General features: G+C 42.9%; 17 protein-coding genes and 1 pseudogene. 10 read left to right on the top strand and 8 right to left on the bottom strand.

The features are described 5' to 3' along the window. Window positions 1–50: 50 nt before the first annotated feature. The 4 genes from ACO05P_RS10545 to ACO05P_RS10530 all read right to left on the bottom strand — a co-directional run bounded on the left by ACO05P_RS10545 (window position 51) and on the right by ACO05P_RS10530 (window position 4,245). Window positions 51–671 carry a hypothetical protein gene (locus ACO05P_RS10545; protein ID WP_421750675.1) on the bottom strand — a complete coding sequence of 207 codons (621 nt, stop codon included), beginning with the start codon at window positions 669–671 and terminating at the stop codon, window positions 51–53. Between the two features lie 121 nt (window positions 672–792). Next, window positions 793–1,938, bottom strand: coding sequence for a 4-hydroxyphenylpyruvate dioxygenase (gene hppD / locus ACO05P_RS10540; RefSeq protein WP_421750674.1), 1,146 nt, complete (start codon window positions 1,936–1,938; stop codon window positions 793–795). Between the two features lie 31 nt (window positions 1,939–1,969). After that, window positions 1,970–3,130 (bottom strand): homogentisate 1,2-dioxygenase, encoded by a 1,161-nt coding sequence (locus ACO05P_RS10535; RefSeq protein ID WP_421750673.1) that lies wholly within the window; start codon window positions 3,128–3,130, stop codon window positions 1,970–1,972. A gap of 62 nt (window positions 3,131–3,192) precedes the next feature. After that, window positions 3,193–4,245 carry a rhodanese-related sulfurtransferase gene (locus tag ACO05P_RS10530; RefSeq protein ID WP_421750671.1) on the bottom strand — a complete coding sequence of 351 codons (1,053 nt, stop codon included), beginning with the start codon at window positions 4,243–4,245 and terminating at the stop codon, window positions 3,193–3,195. Window positions 4,246–4,447: 202 nt separating this feature from the next. Here ACO05P_RS10530 and ACO05P_RS10525 point away from each other — a divergent pair, with 202 nt between their 5' ends. The 7 genes and pseudogenes from ACO05P_RS10525 (at window position 4,448) to ACO05P_RS10495 (ending at window position 12,605) form a co-directional block, all read left to right on the top strand. Beyond that, a complete protein-coding gene (locus ACO05P_RS10525; RefSeq protein WP_421750669.1) occupies window positions 4,448–5,104 on the top strand; it encodes a hypothetical protein in 657 nt (218 codons plus the stop codon). 205 nt (window positions 5,105–5,309) lie between these two features. Then, window positions 5,310–5,747, top strand: a complete 438-nt coding sequence (locus ACO05P_RS10520; RefSeq protein WP_421750668.1) for a hypothetical protein — start codon at window positions 5,310–5,312, stop codon at window positions 5,745–5,747. Between the two features lie 66 nt (window positions 5,748–5,813). Further along, a complete protein-coding gene (locus tag ACO05P_RS10515) occupies window positions 5,814–6,671 on the top strand; it encodes a methylated-DNA--[protein]-cysteine S-methyltransferase (protein ID WP_421750667.1) in 858 nt (285 codons plus the stop codon). A 66-nt stretch (window positions 6,672–6,737) separates the two neighbouring features. Then, on the top strand, window positions 6,738–7,943 hold the full coding sequence (locus ACO05P_RS10510) for a TlpA family protein disulfide reductase (protein WP_421750665.1): 1,206 nt from the start codon (window positions 6,738–6,740) through the stop codon (window positions 7,941–7,943). An 81-nt stretch (window positions 7,944–8,024) separates the two neighbouring features. After that, on the top strand, window positions 8,025–11,570 hold the full coding sequence (locus ACO05P_RS10505; protein WP_421750664.1) for a TraB/GumN family protein: 3,546 nt from the start codon (window positions 8,025–8,027) through the stop codon (window positions 11,568–11,570). Then, window positions 11,571–11,741 (top strand): annotated as a pseudogene (locus ACO05P_RS10500) (DnaJ domain-containing protein); the annotation flags it as partial. A 135-nt stretch (window positions 11,742–11,876) separates the two neighbouring features. Continuing rightward, a complete protein-coding gene (locus ACO05P_RS10495) occupies window positions 11,877–12,605 on the top strand; it encodes a hypothetical protein (protein WP_421754925.1) in 729 nt (242 codons plus the stop codon). Between the two features lie 39 nt (window positions 12,606–12,644). On the opposite strand, the gene ACO05P_RS10490 is transcribed toward ACO05P_RS10495, so the two are convergent. From ACO05P_RS10490 to ACO05P_RS10480, 3 genes are all read right to left on the bottom strand, one after another. Continuing rightward, entirely contained in the window at window positions 12,645–13,484 is an 840-nt protein-coding gene (locus ACO05P_RS10490; RefSeq protein ID WP_421750662.1) for an SDR family oxidoreductase, read from the bottom strand. Window positions 13,485–13,537: 53 nt separating this feature from the next. Beyond that, a complete protein-coding gene (locus ACO05P_RS10485) occupies window positions 13,538–13,948 on the bottom strand; it encodes an Rrf2 family transcriptional regulator (protein WP_421750661.1) in 411 nt (136 codons plus the stop codon). A 131-nt stretch (window positions 13,949–14,079) separates the two neighbouring features. Beyond that, window positions 14,080–14,637 carry a GNAT family N-acetyltransferase gene (locus ACO05P_RS10480; protein WP_421750660.1) on the bottom strand — a complete coding sequence of 186 codons (558 nt, stop codon included), beginning with the start codon at window positions 14,635–14,637 and terminating at the stop codon, window positions 14,080–14,082. Between the two features lie 334 nt (window positions 14,638–14,971). On the opposite strand from ACO05P_RS10480, the gene ACO05P_RS10475 reads away from it, so the two are divergent. The 3 genes from ACO05P_RS10475 (at window position 14,972) to ACO05P_RS10465 (ending at window position 16,569) form a co-directional block, all read left to right on the top strand. Next, window positions 14,972–15,352 (top strand): nuclear transport factor 2 family protein, encoded by a 381-nt coding sequence (locus ACO05P_RS10475; RefSeq protein WP_421750659.1) that lies wholly within the window; start codon window positions 14,972–14,974, stop codon window positions 15,350–15,352. A gap of 22 nt (window positions 15,353–15,374) precedes the next feature. Next, window positions 15,375–15,800 (top strand): DUF2007 domain-containing protein, encoded by a 426-nt coding sequence (locus ACO05P_RS10470; protein ID WP_421750658.1) that lies wholly within the window; start codon window positions 15,375–15,377, stop codon window positions 15,798–15,800. Window positions 15,801–15,975: 175 nt separating this feature from the next. After that, window positions 15,976–16,569: an SET domain-containing protein gene (locus ACO05P_RS10465; protein WP_421750657.1), complete on the top strand. Its 594-nt coding sequence runs from the start codon at window positions 15,976–15,978 to the stop codon at window positions 16,567–16,569. 81 nt (window positions 16,570–16,650) lie between these two features. Here the strand turns inward: ACO05P_RS10465 and ACO05P_RS10460 are convergent, their stop codons facing one another. Beyond that, the gene (locus ACO05P_RS10460) at window positions 16,651–18,051 is read right to left on the bottom strand and encodes a LamG-like jellyroll fold domain-containing protein (RefSeq protein ID WP_421750655.1); all 1,401 of its coding nucleotides are present in this window, start codon (window positions 18,049–18,051) and stop codon (window positions 16,651–16,653) included. Window positions 18,052–18,070 lie beyond the last annotated feature (19 nt).

Genomic DNA, 18,070 nt, shown 5'->3' with positions numbered 1-18,070 from the left:
TAAAGTTTTGAAGAGCATTTGAAAAAGGACTAAGTGATGCATCTGGAAATTTATAAACGTCCTAATTCCCTTTTTAAGTTTTGGCGCGCTTGTTTTTCATGGGATTCACGAATCTCCGAGGTTTTAAAAATCCATTCCATGGCTAGGAAGTGTTCCAAAACTTTTTTCCGGCCTTCGCGATATAGGTAATTAGGGTAAACGGAATACTCCTTGCGGATTTTTTGGCAATAAGCGTCGTAAAGTGCAGGCTCATCGCCTAAAATGGCCAGATCAAAATCCAGTAAGAAATTGCAGTCTTTGTCGTCAATATTTTCATGGCTTTTCGTCGCAAGAATTTGGTTATAGCAATTTTGAATTTTCGACTTTGCTAAGCGTAGTTTCTGCAAACGCTGGGATGCGACTTCAGCACTTCTTTCTTCATTATCACTTTTAGTGGCCTGATATACGAAGTCATGGTAAAAGATGGAAAAAAGCAGGGTATCCAAATCCTGAATGGAGTGCTGATATTTAAGCGCTAATTTCGACATATACTGCAAGTGCTCGAGATTGTGATAATGTCGCTTTGGGCTGGAATACGCTTTTTCAATTTCAAGCCAAAATTCTTCAATAAGCTCCTCTTCACTTGAGTATTTGGTAATTAATTGATGCCAGATGTTTTTAAGTTCATTCATAGTTTCAGGATCAGGATTTAAGAACTAAGGTAGCAGTCCTGAATAAGTGTGCATCCTGATAGAATATAAAAAAAACGCCCCGAGAATATTGGGGCGTTCTATAATCTAAATCCTGGTTAACTTATAAAGTTCCTCGGCTTTCTTGTTCGCGTTCAATCGACTCGAATAAGGCTTTAAAGTTTCCTTTTCCGAAGCTCTTGGCACCTTTACGTTGAATGATTTCAAAGAATAAGGTCGGACGATCCGCTACTGGCTTAGTGAAGAGCTGTAATAAATACCCTTCATCATCGCGGTCTACCAAAATTCCACGTTTGCGTAATTCGGAAACCTCTTCTTCGATGTCGCCTACACGATCCAGTAAATCATCATAATAGGTATCGGGTACATAAAGGAATTCTACCCCATGATCTTTTAAGTGATCAACCGTGCTAATGATGTCATTGGTTGCAACTGCGATATGCTGCACCCCAGCGCCATTATAAAAGTCGATGTATTCCTCAATCTGAGATTTCTTCTTGCCTTCAGCAGGCTCATTAATTGGGAACTTGATGCGACCATTTCCATTGGTCATCACCTTGCTCATTAAGGCAGTGTACTCAGTAGAAATGTCTTTGTCATCAAAAGATACCAGTTGAGCGAAGCCCATCACGCGAGCGTAAAAGTCAACCCATTTGTTCATCTCGCCCCAGCCAACATTACCAACCATATGGTCGATGTATTCTAGTCCGGCACCTTCAGGATTGTAATGGCTTTTCCAGCTTTTATAGCCTGGCATAAAGGGGCCATTGTACTCGGAACGGTCTACAAAAACGTGTACGGTGTCGCCATAAGTTTTAATACCACTTAAAGTTACTTTTCCGTTTTCGTCTTCAATGGTATAAGGCTCAAAGGCCGCTTCAGCTCCACGCTTGGTGGTTTCTTCGAAGCTTTTGGTGGCATCGTCAACCCACAGAGCTACGTTTTTCACCCCATCACCATGACGGTTCAAGTGATCGTTAATCGGGCCGCCCTCTCCCAAAGGAGTGGTGAGTACCAAACGAATTTTGTTCTGCTGTAAAACATAAGAAACGCGGTCTTTTACACCCGTTTCCAATCCAGCATAGGCCACAGATTGAAAGCCAAAGGCAGTTTTATAAAAGTGGGCCGCTTGCTTGGCATTACCCACATAGAGTTCTACGTGGTCGGTACCATTCAGGGGTAAGAAATCCTCAGCATCTGGGAATTCCTTTTTTAATTTAAGAGAAGTTGTATCGTAAAGTGTGTCCATAATAGAATCGCTTTTTTGCAAAGTTAGACGATTATTCCTCGAGCCAAGAACGATGATAGTTTTCGAGCTCGATATCCAGGGCCGCTTGAGTTACTTTCAAAGGACGGAAGGTATCTACCATAACAGCCCATTCCTGAGTGTCCTTCTGGCCTATACTGCGTTCATAAGCTCCGGGATGAGGTCCGTGGGGAATACCGGCTGGGTGCAAGCTGATAAAACCTTTGTCCACATGATTACGGCTCATAAAGTCTCCATCTACATAGTATAATACCTCATCGCTGTCGATATTACTATGATTGTAAGGAGCAGGAATCGCCTCAGGATGGTAATCGTACAAACGCGGAACAAAAGAGCAAACTACATATTGAGCACTCTCGAATGTTTGGTGTACGGGTGGTGGTTGGTGTACCCTTCCGGTGATGGGTTCGAAATCCTTAATATTAAAGGCATAAGGGTAGTTGAATCCATCCCAGCCTACCACATCAAAAGGATGACTGGCATAGGTGATTTCATGTAAAATGCCTTCTTTCTTCACCTTAACCACAAAGTCCCCCATTTCATCATGCACTTCCAGATTTTCAGGACCGCGCATATCGCGTTCACAGAAGGGGCTGTGCTCTAATAACTGACCGAAATAGTTGCGGTAGCGCTTAGGGGTATAAATAGGTTGATAGGAATCGAGGATGAAAAGACGGTTATCCGCATCATCAAATTCAATTTGATAAATCATCCCGCGAGGAATCACCAAATAGTCACCATAGCCGAAAGGAATATTTCCCATCATGGTGCGCAGGGTGCCGGTTCCACGGTGAATGAAGATCATCTCATCCGCATCGGCATTTTTATAGAAGTATTCGGTTAAGCTCTTGGTGGGAGCGGCCAATGAAATGTGCACATCATTATTAAAGAGCACGGGAATTCGGCTTTCCAGATAATCTTCTTTGGCCGGAACCTGAAAACCTTGCAGCATTCGACTGGTAATATTGTGATCCAGGGCTGCTTTCGGGTTGAGGTCGGCACCTACCTTCACATCCTTAACCATAGTCGGTCGGTGGAGGTGGTAAAGCAGGGACGACATTCCACTAAAGCCTTCGGTGCCAAAGAGCTGCTCATAATGCAGATCTCCATTTTCTTTGCGAAAGGTGGTATGGCGCTTATGCGGAATCTTTCCTAGTTTTTGATAAAATGGCATAGCAATCTTTTTTAAGAGGTTTCAAATATTCATTTTGTCGAAGAGGCGAAAAAGAACATTTGTCAGCTTTTGGTTTCAGGATGTAAATCACCCCAGCGTCTATGACTGTGGAAACGCTTTTGGCTTTTTTTGCCTTTGCGGAGCTCTTTCTGCTCTTCTGCACTTAAATGCTGTACTTCCATGCATTCTTCAGAACAACATTTGTCGTACTTCTCCGCGCAAGTTGGGCATTGAATAAAGAGCAAATTACAAGCTACATTGGCGCAGTTTACATGCACATCGCAAGGTTCTCCACATTGATGACAGTGCGAAATTACCTCATGGGAAATGCTTTCGCCCAGGCGCTCATCAAAGACAAAGTTCTTACCATGAAATTTGTTCGGCAATTCCTTGGTTTTAATTTGGCGGGCATAATCGATAATGCCGCCATGTAACTGGTTTACATCGCTAAAACCATGATGTTTTAAAAAGGCAGAAGTTTTTTCGCAGCGAATACCACCGGTGCAATACAAGAGGATCTTATCACTTTCCTTGCCTTTGAGCTTTTCCAAAACTTCAGGCAATTCCTCTCTAAAGGTTTCCGCCTGAGGGAGGATGGAGTTCTCGAAATGCCCGATTTCACTTTCATAGTGATTACGCATATCTACTACGATAGCCCCTTCTTCCAGGGCTTTATTCCAGGCTTCCGCATCGAGGTGGGTACCCACATTGGTAACATCATAATGATCGTCCGCTAAACCATCAGCAACAATGCGATCCCGCACTTTAATTACCAATTTGAGGAAGGACTTTCCATCGTCTTCCACCGCAATTTTAAAGGGGATGTCTTTGAACTCTTCCTTGGCATGCAGCTCCTTTACGAATTGCTCCCAATTTTGTTCGGGTACATTCATTTGGGCATTGATACCTTCGCGGGCAATATAAATGCGACCCAGGCAGTTGAGCTCAGTCCACTCTTGATATAAACGATCACGCATGGCTTGCGGATCGTCGAGAATAACGTATCGATAAAAAGATACGGTAATGCGTTTAAAGTCTTCGGCCATTAGGCGCGCTTCCAGCTCTTCCCGACTGTAGCGGTTTACCAGATTCTTTTTTCCGGCATTGGGATCCATAGACAGAAATTTTTGCAAAAGTACGAAAGCGAAAAAGGGGGAATATGACAAATGTTAGCTTTAATCGCTTCACTCATTGCTTAAGTACGGCTGAGTACCCATTTTATAGGGGATGAGATTCTTTTATTCTTAAACAGAATTTCGGAGGAAGTCAGGCATACCTTAATTTGCAGTCGCGGAATCTCAACCTAAATTAAGAATCGTGAAAAGGCTGTTCTCCATATTTATCAGTACAATCCTAATTTCTGCCTGTTCCAGTAAGCAAGCTGAAACATCCGCTACTAAAGAGGTTCAGGTAACTCATGGCAAAGACAATAAGCGGCTTACTGAATCGGTGGAAATTGATACCGCCACTTTCAATATCATGAAAGCATTGCTTGAAGGCAGGAAACCAGAAGATTTGAATGGCCAAAATGATTCTGTTTTTTCCGAGGAAGGAAGATTGGAATATGTGGTATTAGCCAATGACTTCTATGGTGCTTCTATTAAAAAGTTCTTTTACAATGAAAAAGGACAATTGGTTCGTTTGGTAGGCTTTAATAAAGATGGGGCCATTGCACCTTTTTTTGAATATGTGGCGATACATGAGCAGGACTACGATCAGCAAGGCCACTTGATCGAGGAACGTTTTTACGATGCCAAAGGTGCTTTTGTAGGGCCGGGTTCCGTGCCTCCAATCTTGCAGTTGAAATACGATGAGCATGGCAACAAAAAGGAAATCACCTATTTGGATGCAAATCGAAAGATGTACGAAGGTTTAACCCGCATTGTATTTGAGTACAATGAGGAGAATAAGCTTATCCGAAAGCTGTCCTATAATGCTAAGGGAGAAGTTGTAGGCGAAGAAAGGTATCAATAATAGATAAGTTTGAAGTTAGGCCTCTCTTATCGAATCCAAACTAAAACCATGATTAAGCATCTCGCCCTGTTCATCTTGTTTTTCATCATTTTAGCCGCTCGGAAGCGAAAGAAATCGCAATCGGAAGAATAGATGGATTTGGCTCAAGGATTTGATCTACAGTAATTTATTTGTAATTTCTGCCAGCCATTCCAAATCCATTGCCATGAAGATTAATCAGCTCAAGAGCATTCATTCCTGGGTGCGCAGTTCTTCCACCTCCGAGGTGCTTTTTGTAACTGCCTTAGTCCTACCGATCTATCTTTTGCTTTACAATGCTATGATTAATCAGATTAGTCAGGATTGGAAAAACTGGGGTTTGGGCCTGGCTGTACTGCTTTATTTTGTCGGATTATTTTGGATGAAGCTCCGTCAATCTAAGGAAGAGAAGAACTTTACAGACCTCTTAATTATTAAGAACCATATCCTGGATAAAGGTTATCGCTTTATGTCTTTTGAGCGCATTGCCGAGATTGATCAGCGTTTGGATGAAAAAAGAGTAAAGCAATTGGTCTTTGCCTTTCCGAATGAACTGCGTTTTGCCAAGCTTAAGGAGAATAAAAGAGGCATTAAGGTTTTGAATCTCGAGGTAGAGCAAGATTAAAGAGCGCAAGTTTCGGATTGCAGGTCCATTAGGGATGAAGCAACTTTGCGCGAATTGCAACATTAAATGAAGCAGGAAGAAAGCCTCAATTATCAGCGCATCGCTAAGGTGATTGAGTACATACAAAGTCATTATCAGGAGCAACCCAGCTTAGAAGACCTGGCCGCTCAGGTGCATTTAAGTCCCTTTCATTTTCAACGCTTGTTTCGCGATTGGGCCGGAACCAGTCCCAAGAAATTCCTGCAATACACCAGTTTAAAGCATGCTAAGAAACTACTGGCAGAACAAGAAGCTTCCCTAGCGGAAACCGCCTTTCAAACCGGCCTTTCCGGCACTAGCCGATTACATGATCTCTTTATTAATATCCAAGGTATGAGTCCGGCGGAGTATAAGAGAGGTGGAGAAAATCTGAGTATCCATTATAGTTTGGCCGAAAGTCCTTTTGGTCAGCTGATTGCAGCTTCCACCCTTAAAGGCCTTTGCTATTTGGCTTTCGCGGAATCCGAAGATCAAGCATTAGAGGGCTTGAAAAATGAATTTCCGAAGGCCACCTTTAATCAAGGGAGTGATGTAAATCAAGAACAGGCCTTGCGCTTTTTTAGAAGAGATTGGACCGAATTGCCGCAAATAAAACTGCATTTAAAGGGAACCGAATTTCAATTGCAGGTTTGGGAGGCGCTATTGAAAATTCCATCAGCGCAGGTCGCTACTTATGGAACTTTGGCTGCGCAAATCGGCAAGGCCAAAGCATCGCGAGCAGTAGGTACAGCCATTGGTTCCAATCCCATTGCTTATCTAATACCCTGTCATCGGGTAATTCGGGCTTCAGGAGAATTAGGAGGTTACCGTTGGGATCCCTTACGCAAAAGGGCAATGTTGGCTTGGGAGGCTGCGGAACGGGGTGCTCAGGATTCAGAAGATTAATTCTTGCAGACATATTATGCCAAAACTCTAAGCGTTGATTAGCTAACTCTAATTAAATCGCGCGGCATGAAATTCCCCTTATTCTTGACTATTCTATCGTTTTTTGGTTTTCAATTAGTACGAGGACAAGCATTGCAAGTAGGAGATACAGTGCCTGATTATACATTTCAAGAGGTACTTAATGGGGATCAAATGCCCATTTCATTAAGCTCGCAGAACAAACCTTTGCTTATCGACTTTTGGGCGACCTGGTGTGCGCCTTGTATTCCGACTTTGCATAAAATGGAAAAATGGCAAGTGGAATTCGAAGGGCAAATGGAATTTATTAGCGTATCTGCCGACAGTAAAGAAAATCTCTCGCGCTTTCTGCAAAGTTCCCCGCTCTCCATTCCGGTGGTCTATGATACCACGCATCGCGAAATCTTCCCTTATCGCTATGTGCCCCATTGCGTATTGATTGATGCACAGGGTGTTGTTCGTGCCATTGGCAGTTCTAAGAAATTGAATAAGGAGCTCCTGCAAAATTTAATCACAGGTAAAGACCTGGGGATAATTGAGGATGAAAACCCCACTGTGTCAGACCATCATTTATTGAAAACTTATCAGGAGAAAGCTTTTCAATATCGCCTGAGCTCCGAGCAAAAAGGCTGGTCTTTTAAAAACGAAATACAACGCGATGAAGAAGGTAGGCCTAAAGCACTCGATTTTCGCAATGTATCCCTGTATCGCCTTTTGGCGGATGTCTATCAACTGTCTTCCGTAGCTCGAATTTACAGCAAGGAGGATGTGGCCGCCCATCGCAAATATTGCTTTAGTCTGGAGCAGGATCCGCAGTACCCCTTGGATCTTTTAGAGCATGCCCAAGCCATTCTAAATTCTCATTTGGAATTTGAGGCAAGATGGCAAGCTGTAGTCCAGGATTCGGTTTGTGTTTTGGAAGTATTGGACAGTACCAAATTGCCTTCGATTTCAATAGAGGAGGAGCGCTATTTTGAATACCGCGGTCCATATTATTTGGGTAAAAAGGTCACTAGCTATGATTTGATTAAATACCTCGAAAATGAGGTGCAGTTACCCGTTAAGGATAAAGCCAGGCTTGATTATACTTTCGATATGGAACTGAATTGGAGCTATGGCGATGGTAAAACCCTCAATCGTGAATTAGCGAAATATGGCTTGGTGATTAAATGGTCGGAACAGCCAGAAGAGGTGAAATTATTGGTTCTAGAACCCAAGATTGGGGAAGAAAGGACTCAGAAATCGGGCTTTTGACCTTCAAATCCAAAATGCTAGCTTTTTCTGCTTTATACTTGTAAACTCGTACTAATCATCTAATATCCTAACTGATTTTTCATGCATCGTTTTCTTTTAAGCTTCCTTTTGCTCCCCCTCTTTAGCTTCGCACAAATCAATAAAGAGTATCAGGGTTTACTTTGGAAGATTTCCGGCAATGGTTTGGAAGAACCTTCCTACCTCTATGGTACCATGCACGTGAGTAATAGGGTGGCCTTCCACTTAAGCGAAACTTTTTTTGAAGCCCTGGACAATGCCGATTATGTAGCACTGGAAACCAATCCAGAGACCTGGGTTTCGGATTTAACCAGCTCTGAGCTTTACCGCGATCTGTTTAAAATGTCCTATCAGTACAATCAGTACATGATGCCTTTATACAGCTCCTTTAATCCAAAGGAACCCCAGCAACAGGAGTGGGAGTACTATTTAGCTCGAGATCAGGATTTATTAAACAATTTGCTCTATCGCCTGGATCAGCAGGATCAGGATTTTGCCGAAAACACCTATTTAGACCTTTTTATATTTCAAGCCGGTCGTAAGGCAGGTAAAAGCATCTATGCCCTCGAAGATTATGAAGAGTCGTATAAAAGCGTATTAAAGGCTAGTCGTGCGGATGAAGACGCTGTGTACATTACCGATCGACAGGCCCGCGACCTTTTAGGCGATTTTACCGATTGGCAAACCTTAATGGAAGATGCCTATCGCCGGGGTGATCTTGATCTGATTGATACCCTTAATTCGGTGCTTTATCCCGGTAAATATTACCGCAAGAATATGCTCGACGATCGCAATCAGATTATGGTGGCCGGGATGGATTCACTCATGCAATCGGGGGCGCTTTTTACCGGAGTGGGCGCCTCACATTTGCCTGGAAAAATGGGGGTGATTAATCTATTACGTGAGAAAGGCTATACCGTTGAAGCGGAAGATCGGGCAGTAACCACAACCAGTATCAGCCGCAAGGAGGAGATCGATGCGATTATTCTCAGCGCCGAACAACAGGACTTTATTTCGGATGACGGTTTCATTCAAGCCCAGGTTCCCGGTAAAATGATCAAGTTTTTAAGTCAGCCCTACCAGGAGTATGTTTTTGCCGATATGGTCAATGGCGGTTTCTACAGCATTCGTCGTATTCCTACCTACGGGCCGGTTTATGGCAAAGACCGCGCATTTTATCAAGGGCGCATTGATAGTATGCTCTTTGAGAATATTCCCGGCAAAATTTTATCCAAGGATACCATTTTGGTATCGGGATTCCCGGCTTTCGATATAAAGAATGAAACCCGTACGGGCGACCATCAGCATTATCAAATTGTATTTACCGATTTAGAAGTGATCATCTTTAAAGTGGGCGGGCCTAAGGAATTTGCGCAAACCGCCTTACCGGAAGCTTTTTTCAAGAGCTTGAAGCTCAATTCTTTTGATGATACAAAGAAATACCGGCCCCAATTCCACGGAATTGAACTGCGAATGCCCGGAAATTTAAGAACCGAACAATACGAAGCGGCCTTTGCAAATCCTTACTATACCTTCTGGGTGCAGTCCTATGATAAAGGAGAATACTATGCCGCAGCTTTGCGCCAGTATCATGATTTCGACTATCTCGAAGAAGATGAGTTTGAACTCAAATACCTGATTGAAAAAATTGCAGACGATAAAAAACTGGAAGTAGACACGATCTATATTGAGGAAGCGGAAGGAACTTCTTTCAGTCGATTTGTACTTAAGAATAAGAAAGAAGAAAAGATTTTCGGGCAAGTACAGCTGCAAGGGCCTAAATATGTGATGCTCTTGACCACTGCACAAGATCGGGCAAAACAAGAGGACTTTTTTAACTCCTTTGCCTTTACCGCCTGGCATTATGAAAATGATTTTCAGGAATATCAAGATTCGGTGCTCCATGTCCGCCTGGAAAGTCCGATGAAGCTTAATGATTACGAGTCCTTTCTCGCCAATTTAGGCCAGTCCAGGGGCTATCAATCCGATGAAGATCATAGCTATCGTGGTGAGATAAATGAAAAGGTACTTAGCTATGGACCAACGGGTGAGCAAATAAAGATTCGCCTGGAAACGGAACATATTTATGCTTCCTTTCCCACCCTGGAAGAGTACTGGCAGGAGAAGATCAGTGATTTTAGTGATGATGAGGGATTGCAACTTTTGAGTGACTCCACGCTCTACACCAGGCAAGACAGCAATTACCTAAGTGAAGCCAAGCTGCTGGTTTTTAGCGATACCAATACCCATCGACAGATCAAAACCAAATGGATTTTAGAAAACGGAGCATTGTATAGCTTGTGGACGGTAACCGATAGTTTAGAGTATCAATCAGCTTTTGCTGAAAAGGCTTTGGCCTCATTTCAGCCTACCGAGGATACCATTATCGGTAAACCTATCACCTTAGCCAAGGCAGATCTCTTTTTTGAAGCCTTGGATAGTCGTGATAGTGTTCGATTATTCGAAGCTTCCAATTCGGTATATGAGGTGGATTTTGTTGAAACAGATGCGCCGCGAATCAAGGATTATGTATTGAATTATGAGCAAGAAGGTTTTGATCGGACCGCACGCTTAAAACTCTTAAACCGATTATCCTGGTTGGATAGCGAGAAGCACATTCCCTTTTTAGTAGATCTGTACTACGATAAGCTGGATTCATCAGCCTATCAATTTAAAATACTCGAAACACTAGTAGATTTTAATGGTAAGGAAGGAAATAAGAGCTTCAAAAAGCTAATTATGGATGAGCCTCCCTTTACCGCTACTACCTATACTTATAGCCACCTATTTGATGAGTTTAGGGATACCATTGATTTGGCGCCTATCATTTACCCCGATATTCTGCCATTAACAGATTTCGAAGATTATCGATCTGAGATTTACGAGCTGTTAGCTGAGCTGTTAGACAGTGGTTTGGTGAAGGGTAGTGATTATAAATCCAAGTATAAATCATTGCTTCTATTTGCCAAGGTTGAGCTAAAAAAACAACATGCATCGGATGAGTCTACGAATACCTACAGCCGAAAGAAAACGGTTAATCGGGATTTGTTGACCTATACAAAGCTTCTTCGACCTTTTGCCCGTAAAAAGGAAGTGCAGGAACAGTATCAGAAAACGCTAAGCGTGCGGAATGAAGCGGTGCTGGCTGATTTGGTTGTTGAGATGGACCCGCATTGGGAGGTGCCAGACTCTACCTGGAACGCATTGGCAAAGAAACCCAAGGCCTTTTACAAGGTTTATCCCTATCTGCGAAAAGCGAAAAAATTGAAGGTATTGGATGAGAAATACCGTAGCCGCGAATACTTTGCTCAAAGTATATTGGAAAACAGTCGGTATTCTTCATACGATACCATTTCCTTTATCCGCAGTGAAAAACTGGAGATTAAAGCCTATCCGGCGGAAGTGTACTTTTTTAGAGCCCGTAATGAAGATGAAAAACTTTGGAAATTAATGTATTTGGTGCTGGAAGATCAGGAGCAGCTGAGTACAGATTATGCAATGGCCAGGGAAGGCGAAACTTATAATGAGAGCATTGCGGATATGGACGAGGTAATTAAGGATGCATTAAAGGAGATAAAACTGTATGGTAGGGAAAGGGTAGTAGATTAAGTGGAGATACTTCAGAAATATTACCAGGTTCTTGGTTTGGATGACAGGGCCACCTTTGCTGAAATTAAAGCGGCCTATCGGAAGCAAGCCAAAAATCTTCACCCTGATCTCAATAAAAGGGCAAGTGCTCAGGAGGACTTTGTATTGCTTAATGAAGCGTATGAGTTTTTTCTGAATCAAAAGGCGATAAAAAGGTCGAGAGCTCGGAGCAGTGGACAATCATCCCCTCTTTATACAAAGGTCAACTCTGAAGAATGGCAGGAGGAGGCCAAGAGAGCTAGAGACCGTGCGGCTCAATTCGCGAAAATGCCCTACGAGAATTTTGTGGAAAGCAGTTTTTACAAGACTACCGAATCTCTATGGGTGATTGCCGATTTTTTAAATATCAGTACAGCTTTCTTTCTGGTATTTGGCGGGCCCTCGATTGGCTATTTATGGAAGGGGGTTTATGGCTTGGTGGGAGGCTTGATTTTAGTGTTTATTAGCACACCATTTTGGGCAAAGATCTTGGTCCACAATCAACCGCGAATTGATTTTCTGGAACTGGGGAAGGCTATTCTTCAAGTGCTGGGAAGCAAGGTTTTATGGGTCTCCTTAGCCTATTTGCTCAATTTCTTTTTAATTGTGCGCATTGGCTTTAGAACCTTTATTCCGCTTTGGGGGCTTTTTGCTTTACTGGGGGGATTGATTGCCGGAATTTATGGTCTGGAAAGGAAACTAAAGAATTACAAATTGAGAGCTTGGTTATGGGGGCCAGCGATTCTGAACACCTTTCTTCTGTTAAACTATAGTTTGAGTTTTCATCCAGTGGTAGAAAGCTATGCTTTTATCCAAGGAGAGCAGAATCATCAATATGGGAGGCAAAAAACCACCTTTATTTACCTCGAGGGAGATCAATATGCTCAGTATTGGGGTCCCCGCTTGTTTTTTGATTACAAGGCTATGGAAGGTGCAGATTTAATAAGTTATTCCATAGAGGAAGGTCTCTTTGGCTTAAGAGTAGTGAAACAATCCGAGTTTAAAAAGGCGGATTGACCCGATAGCCTTCAGGTCAACCCGCTGGAAGGAAAATGATTAAGCCAATGCTTCTTTAATGGCTACAGAATAAGGAGTGGTAGGACGACCAATCAGTTTGGAGAGCATTTTACCATCATCAAAGAGATCTCCTTTGGAGGCACATACATCCCAGCTGGCTAAGCCTTCCGCAAATGCATCAGGAATACCAAATCCTTTTAGGGCCTGAGCAAAGTCTTTCTCGGCGAGGTTTTGGTAAGGGATGTCCTTGCCACTTTGCCTGGAGATTTCCTGGGCAAATTCGCTAAGGGTGTATGCATGGTCGCCGGCTAATTCGTAGGTTTTCGCTTCATGACCTTCTTCGGTGAGTACTACCGCGGCGGCCTCGGCATAGTCAATGCGACTGGCAGAAGCGATTTTACCGTCCGCAGCACTGCCAATAAAGGCACCACCTTGTAAGGCTCCGGGGATAGAGGCGGTGTAATTTTCAGTGTACCAGCCATTGCGAAGAATGGTATAGACTAGATCGGAAGACTTTAAGCGATTTTCGGTGGTGAGATGTTCTCCGGCTAAACTGATTTGGGAGCTATCGGCGCGTAAAATGCTAGTATATACAATGCGCTTCACCTGAGCTTTTTCAGCGGCAGAAATTACATTTTCATGCTGACGAGCACGGCTGCCAATTTCATTGCCGGAAATGAGCAGTAAGGTTTCGATACCTTCCAGGGCTGAAGCTAATTCTTCCGGTTTTTCATAATCAAAGGCACGGGCTTCGATCCCTTCAATTTTAGCGGGATTACGAACCAGGGCCACCAGATTACTGGCATCAGTTCTTTTCTTTAATTGTTCAATAACATGGTTTCCTAATTGGCCGCTAGCGCCGGTGATTCCTATTTTCATGGATTTATGATTTGTATGTAATAAAAGTTGTTACAATTTAGACTAAAAAAAAGCTAGTGAAACTCTGCTCTGAAGCTGGCTACACTATGTGCTTCTAATTCCTTTAAAAGTATCTGATCAATATCTTGATAGAGAACAGACAGTTTTTGATTGATTTGTTTACCGATGGGGCAATCGGGGCTGGGTTGGGCATGCAGTTTACCTAAAACCTCCGAGTTTTTAACGGCTAAATAAATTTCGGCCAGGCTAATTTTCTGCGGATCTTTAGCCAGGGTACTGCCACCGTTTTTTCCCTTACGACTTTGTACCAAGCCCGCTTCATGCAGCACAATAAGCTCTTTGCGCACTACCACCGGATTCACATTAAGGCTACCGGCAATCCACTCCGAATTTAACCACTCACCAGGACTATCCGCCAGGAGGGTTAAAATGTGAAGGGCACTTGCAAATCGAGTATTGTTCATAGCGAGGACAAAGGTATACTATTTTTTAAATGTAACAAAAGAAGTTACATTTAAAGTGGTTTAATGCTAAAAGCTAGAAAGCGGGAAGTCGATTAGACTTCCCGCTTCCAAAATAATAGCGTGGCTCTTAACTATTCACGCCAATGTTCTTCTTTATTCAACTCATGAGAACATAGGATTTTCCCTTTTGGCTTTTCGGTTAATTCGCCTTTTAAACTCTGAACCATCCAGGCATTGGCAAATTCGGCCGGAATGGGGTAGGGAGCTTGGAAGCCCATGGCACCGGCATCGGGGATAAATCCATGTTTGGGATAATAATCCATATGTCCGAGTACAAAAAGCAGCTCTGATCCCATTGCCTTTAATTGTGCGATTCCAGCTTCTATTAGTAAGCCTCCAATACCCCGCTTTTGGTATTCTGGGATTATGGCTAAGGGGGCCAGGATGTGATAGAGAACCTGCTTGTTATCTCTCGTATTGAGATAAACCCGCGTGAAGAGAATATGACCAATAGCCTTATTCTTATCAAAAGCCAAAAGGGAAAGTAAAGGCTCGGCCGAAGGGTCCTTTAAAAGGTCGGCAGATAATTGAGCTTCTTTAGGATGACCAAAGGCAAGCTCTTCAACGCGCATAAGGTTTGCTAAATCTTCAATTTGACTTTCGCGTATGTATATGTTGTTTGTTGACATGATTAATGTATTAGTGTACTTCCATTCCCTAGAATGAAAGCAATGGACCAATTACAGTCGGTCACTTTAGTATTAAAAATGAAAAAAAGGGAGTCTGCATCAGGCTTAAATTAGCCTAAAGACTAGGTGTGTTTTCGACAGCTTGAGGGAAGATTAGCATTCTAATCGACCGTTTAGAAGCTGTCTATACTGCCGAGGTTCGGCAAGTGTTAAAGGATGTTTTAATCATGCTTTGCAAAATTAAGCGCTAATTGCTTAAGCATAGCTTTTGGAACTAAGTTTTAGCATCCTAAATTGCAGCGAATAGAATATTTGATTCCAGAGCTCCAGATTTATGAAATTCACCAAAACCGTAGATTGCGGCAATTCACCCAAGCGCGAATTGTTAAAGAACTTAAGCCGCTTATTTGCCACTTATGATATTGAATCTGCAATGGCTTTTATGGCTGAGGATATTCAATGGACCCTGGTGGGCGAAAGGTCTTTGAAGGGCAAGGAACAATTCGCGGCGGCCCTTCAAAAGCATAGCGATACTAAAGTAAGAGAGCTCATCCTTCATAATATCATTACGCACGGTAAGGAAGGGGCGGTATATGGCGAAATGATAATGGAAAATGGCGAGCACTATGCCTTTTCCGACATTTATACCTTTAAAAGCGCTAAGGGAGATAAGGTGAAGTCCATTGTTTCTTTTGTCCAATTAAAGTACTCCTAATTCAAGCATAATTGCGGTCCGGATGGAATTGATTACGGTAAGGAGCTTCGAAAAAGCCATTGAAGCGCATATGATTAAAAGCCGGCTGGAGAGTGAGGGAATACCGGTTTATCTCTTCGATGAGCATACCGTTGGACTTAATCCACTTTTTAACCTTTCGGTGGATGGGATTAAACTAAAAGTGCATCCACAAGATGTGGATTTGGCTCAGGAGATCATTGAGGACTTTATTCATGCTCCTCATGAAAACTCGAAGGGAGAGCCATTACTCTGCAGTGAATGTGGTGGAGCGGATTTTTTCGAATCCTATCAATCCATGAAAGGGAGAAAGGGTTTTTTATCCATAATTGTATCCTTCCTTTTAGGAGTTTATCCGATATACTATCGTACGGTACTAAAGTGCAAGTCTTGCGGAAACGAAATGGAAATTCGGCATGATGAATCATGAGCATAGATCCCGGCTAATAATTTGAAAAATCTTAGTACAAATTCCTTGGAGCCGCAACATCATATTAGTCTGCACTGTACATTTAAGTAAGCAATCTCCTTAGTTCCAAGTTGAACGACTTCGCTCATTGTGATTTGGAAGATGTTGATTGTGAGACTAATTGTTCTTCATTTTAATGATACATCCTCATACCGAGCTGAAATTTATCAGCGCCGAGGTAGGCTACGGAGTAGTAGCTACGCAATTTATTCCAGCCGGAACCATAACCTGGGTTTTAGATAAGCTGGATCGTGAATTTAGTCCGGCCGATTTTCAGGCTTTGGAGCCTATTTATCAAAACATTTTAGACACTTACACCTTCCGAAATAATCAAGGGAATTTGGTCTTATGTTGGGATAATGGTCGCTTTGTTAATCACAGTTTTAATTCCAACTGCCTAACCACAGCATACGACTTCGAAATTGCCATTCGCGACATTCAGCCGGGCGAGCAGCTAACGGACGATTATGGCTATTTAAATATACCTTATCCCTTTCGGGGCTATGATGAAGGTACCCGTCGTAAAACCGTTTATCCCGATGATTTACTCAAGTATTATAAGGTTTGGGATAATAAGATTAAAAAGGTTTTCCCTCGCATATTGAAATTGGATCAGCCTTTAAAGCCCGTATTGAACGCACAAAGCTGGGATCTGATAAATAAGATTGTTGAGGGTGAGAGGGAGATGGACTCGATTCTCAAAAATTACTTCGACGCCAAGGAGGAATGAGTTTAAAAAAAGAGGCGACCCTTAAAGTCGCCTCTGAATTCAGTCCCTAATGTATTCTGTTTTAACCTATAAAATGAAGTCTTAAGGAATGATCTGAATTTTTTGGATCAGCGTACCTGCTGAGCCTATGGTGCGAATAAAAAAGAGTCCTCCGGAAATTTGACTCAGTTCGACTTTGCTGTTTCCGGATGCGTCTAGTTTGCCCTGACGAATCAGCGCTCCATCCAGACTTAAGAGTTCGTATTTTTCAAAACTTCCCGCGGGATATTCCAAATTGATATGGCCTTGGGCAGGATTGGGATAAACCTGGAGCATATCGGCACTCAGCTCATCTAGGCCTACATTAGTAATCACTATACAGGCTGAGGTGTCCACACAACCGTTTAAGCTTACTTCCACTGCATAGGAGCCATTAAGTACAAAGGTGAATTGTCTACGGGTGGCCCCTACAATCTTGCTGTAATTATCCGTGCACTTTAACCATTGATAAGTCGCTGCAGTATCGCTCTCATTAGCCTCCAGGGTGTTGCTGGCAATTCGGCTGGCAGAGGAGTCCAGATTATTTACAACTAAGGTAAGGTCCATAATGGTATCGCATCCCGAGCCACTAGGGCTAATCGTGTCAATATAGTGACCGCTTTGCGTGTAGTTTACTCCATTGGGTGCCAGGTAAGGACCACAGGAGTTAATGTTAAGAAGGATATTGTTAATCCCCTGTAAAGGAGAAGCTACAAAGTTTGAGCTGTTTCCGGATAAAGTGAAGTTGGCTAAGCTGCCATTGATATTGCCTTTGCTGTCGGTTAAGCTGCTAATTCCGCTATTGGAACCTCCGGCTGTTCCTTGATTAAACTCGTAGGACAATTTTAAGGAGGGGTCGCTAAGGTCCATTCCGCAAGCATTGTAAAGGGTGTTTACTTCCGCACTGCTTAAAGCACGATCCCAAAGACCTACATCATCCAATTGACCATCGAACATAAAGTTGTTCCCAGGAAAAGTTAAGAAACCTAAAGTCAAGGGCTCAGTTGTGGTAGTGATGGTTCCACTAGCTGCAATAGATGTGGATAAAGCCCCGTCTTGGTATAAGCTTAAAGTAGTTCCATCAAAGGTTAGCACGAAATGGTTCCAACTATTCTGATTTAGTATGCCATTGGCGGTAATCGTATATACTGTACCGGCACTATTACGAAGGCGTGCTTCCACATCGTTACTCCCTAATTGCATTACATAAAAATCGGCATCGGTATTATTTCGAAAACCGGCGAAGCCATCAAAATCGGGCCAGCCTGAACTGGAGTTAGTGGGGTAGACCCACATGGACAGGGAGATACCGGTGCCTCCGGTAATTTGACCAGAAGCACTGGCCACCGTAACCTGATCGTCCACACCATCAAAGTCGAGGGCGTTTTGAGACTGGCCGGAAAAACCGAGGAGAAGAAAGAGACCTAGGCTCTTAATTCTCCAATTAAACAAAGGGTTCTTCATTTTTCGGGTTTTGAGGATG

Origin of the sequence: Croceimicrobium sp., assembly GCF_965228705.1 — a bacterium.
Classification (GTDB): Bacteria; Bacteroidota; Bacteroidia; order Flavobacteriales; family Schleiferiaceae; genus Croceimicrobium.
Note: the sequence above shows the minus strand (reverse complement) of the source record. Positions and strands in the feature narration are given on the sequence as shown.

Bases quoted from the DNA above. Each gene is read 5' to 3' on its own strand.
- ACO05P_RS10490 (WP_421750662.1), bottom strand. From the start codon at position 13,484: ATGAAAATAGGAATCACCGGCGCTAGCGGCCAATTAGGAAACCATGTT.
- ACO05P_RS10485 (WP_421750661.1), bottom strand. From the start codon at position 13,948: ATGAACAATACTCGATTTGCAAGTGCCCTTCACATTTTAACCCTCCTG.
- ACO05P_RS10530 (WP_421750671.1), bottom strand. From the start codon at position 4,245: ATGGATCCCAATGCCGGAAAAAAGAATCTGGTAAACCGCTACAGTCGG.
- ACO05P_RS10475 (WP_421750659.1), top strand. From the start codon at position 14,972: ATGAAATTCACCAAAACCGTAGATTGCGGCAATTCACCCAAGCGCGAA.
- ACO05P_RS10545 (WP_421750675.1), bottom strand. From the start codon at position 671: ATGAATGAACTTAAAAACATCTGGCATCAATTAATTACCAAATACTCA.
- ACO05P_RS10520 (WP_421750668.1), top strand. From the start codon at position 5,310: ATGAAGATTAATCAGCTCAAGAGCATTCATTCCTGGGTGCGCAGTTCT.
- ACO05P_RS10505 (WP_421750664.1), top strand. From the start codon at position 8,025: ATGCATCGTTTTCTTTTAAGCTTCCTTTTGCTCCCCCTCTTTAGCTTC.
- ACO05P_RS10480 (WP_421750660.1), bottom strand. From the start codon at position 14,637: ATGTCAACAAACAACATATACATACGCGAAAGTCAAATTGAAGATTTA.
- ACO05P_RS10515 (WP_421750667.1), top strand. From the start codon at position 5,814: ATGAAGCAGGAAGAAAGCCTCAATTATCAGCGCATCGCTAAGGTGATT.
- ACO05P_RS10465 (WP_421750657.1), top strand. From the start codon at position 15,976: ATGATACATCCTCATACCGAGCTGAAATTTATCAGCGCCGAGGTAGGC.
- hppD (WP_421750674.1), bottom strand. From the start codon at position 1,938: ATGGACACACTTTACGATACAACTTCTCTTAAATTAAAAAAGGAATTC.
- ACO05P_RS10495 (WP_421754925.1), top strand. From the start codon at position 11,877: ATGCCCTACGAGAATTTTGTGGAAAGCAGTTTTTACAAGACTACCGAA.
- ACO05P_RS10535 (WP_421750673.1), bottom strand. From the start codon at position 3,130: ATGCCATTTTATCAAAAACTAGGAAAGATTCCGCATAAGCGCCATACC.
- ACO05P_RS10460 (WP_421750655.1), bottom strand. From the start codon at position 18,051: ATGAAGAACCCTTTGTTTAATTGGAGAATTAAGAGCCTAGGTCTCTTT.
- ACO05P_RS10470 (WP_421750658.1), top strand. From the start codon at position 15,375: ATGGAATTGATTACGGTAAGGAGCTTCGAAAAAGCCATTGAAGCGCAT.
- ACO05P_RS10510 (WP_421750665.1), top strand. From the start codon at position 6,738: ATGAAATTCCCCTTATTCTTGACTATTCTATCGTTTTTTGGTTTTCAA.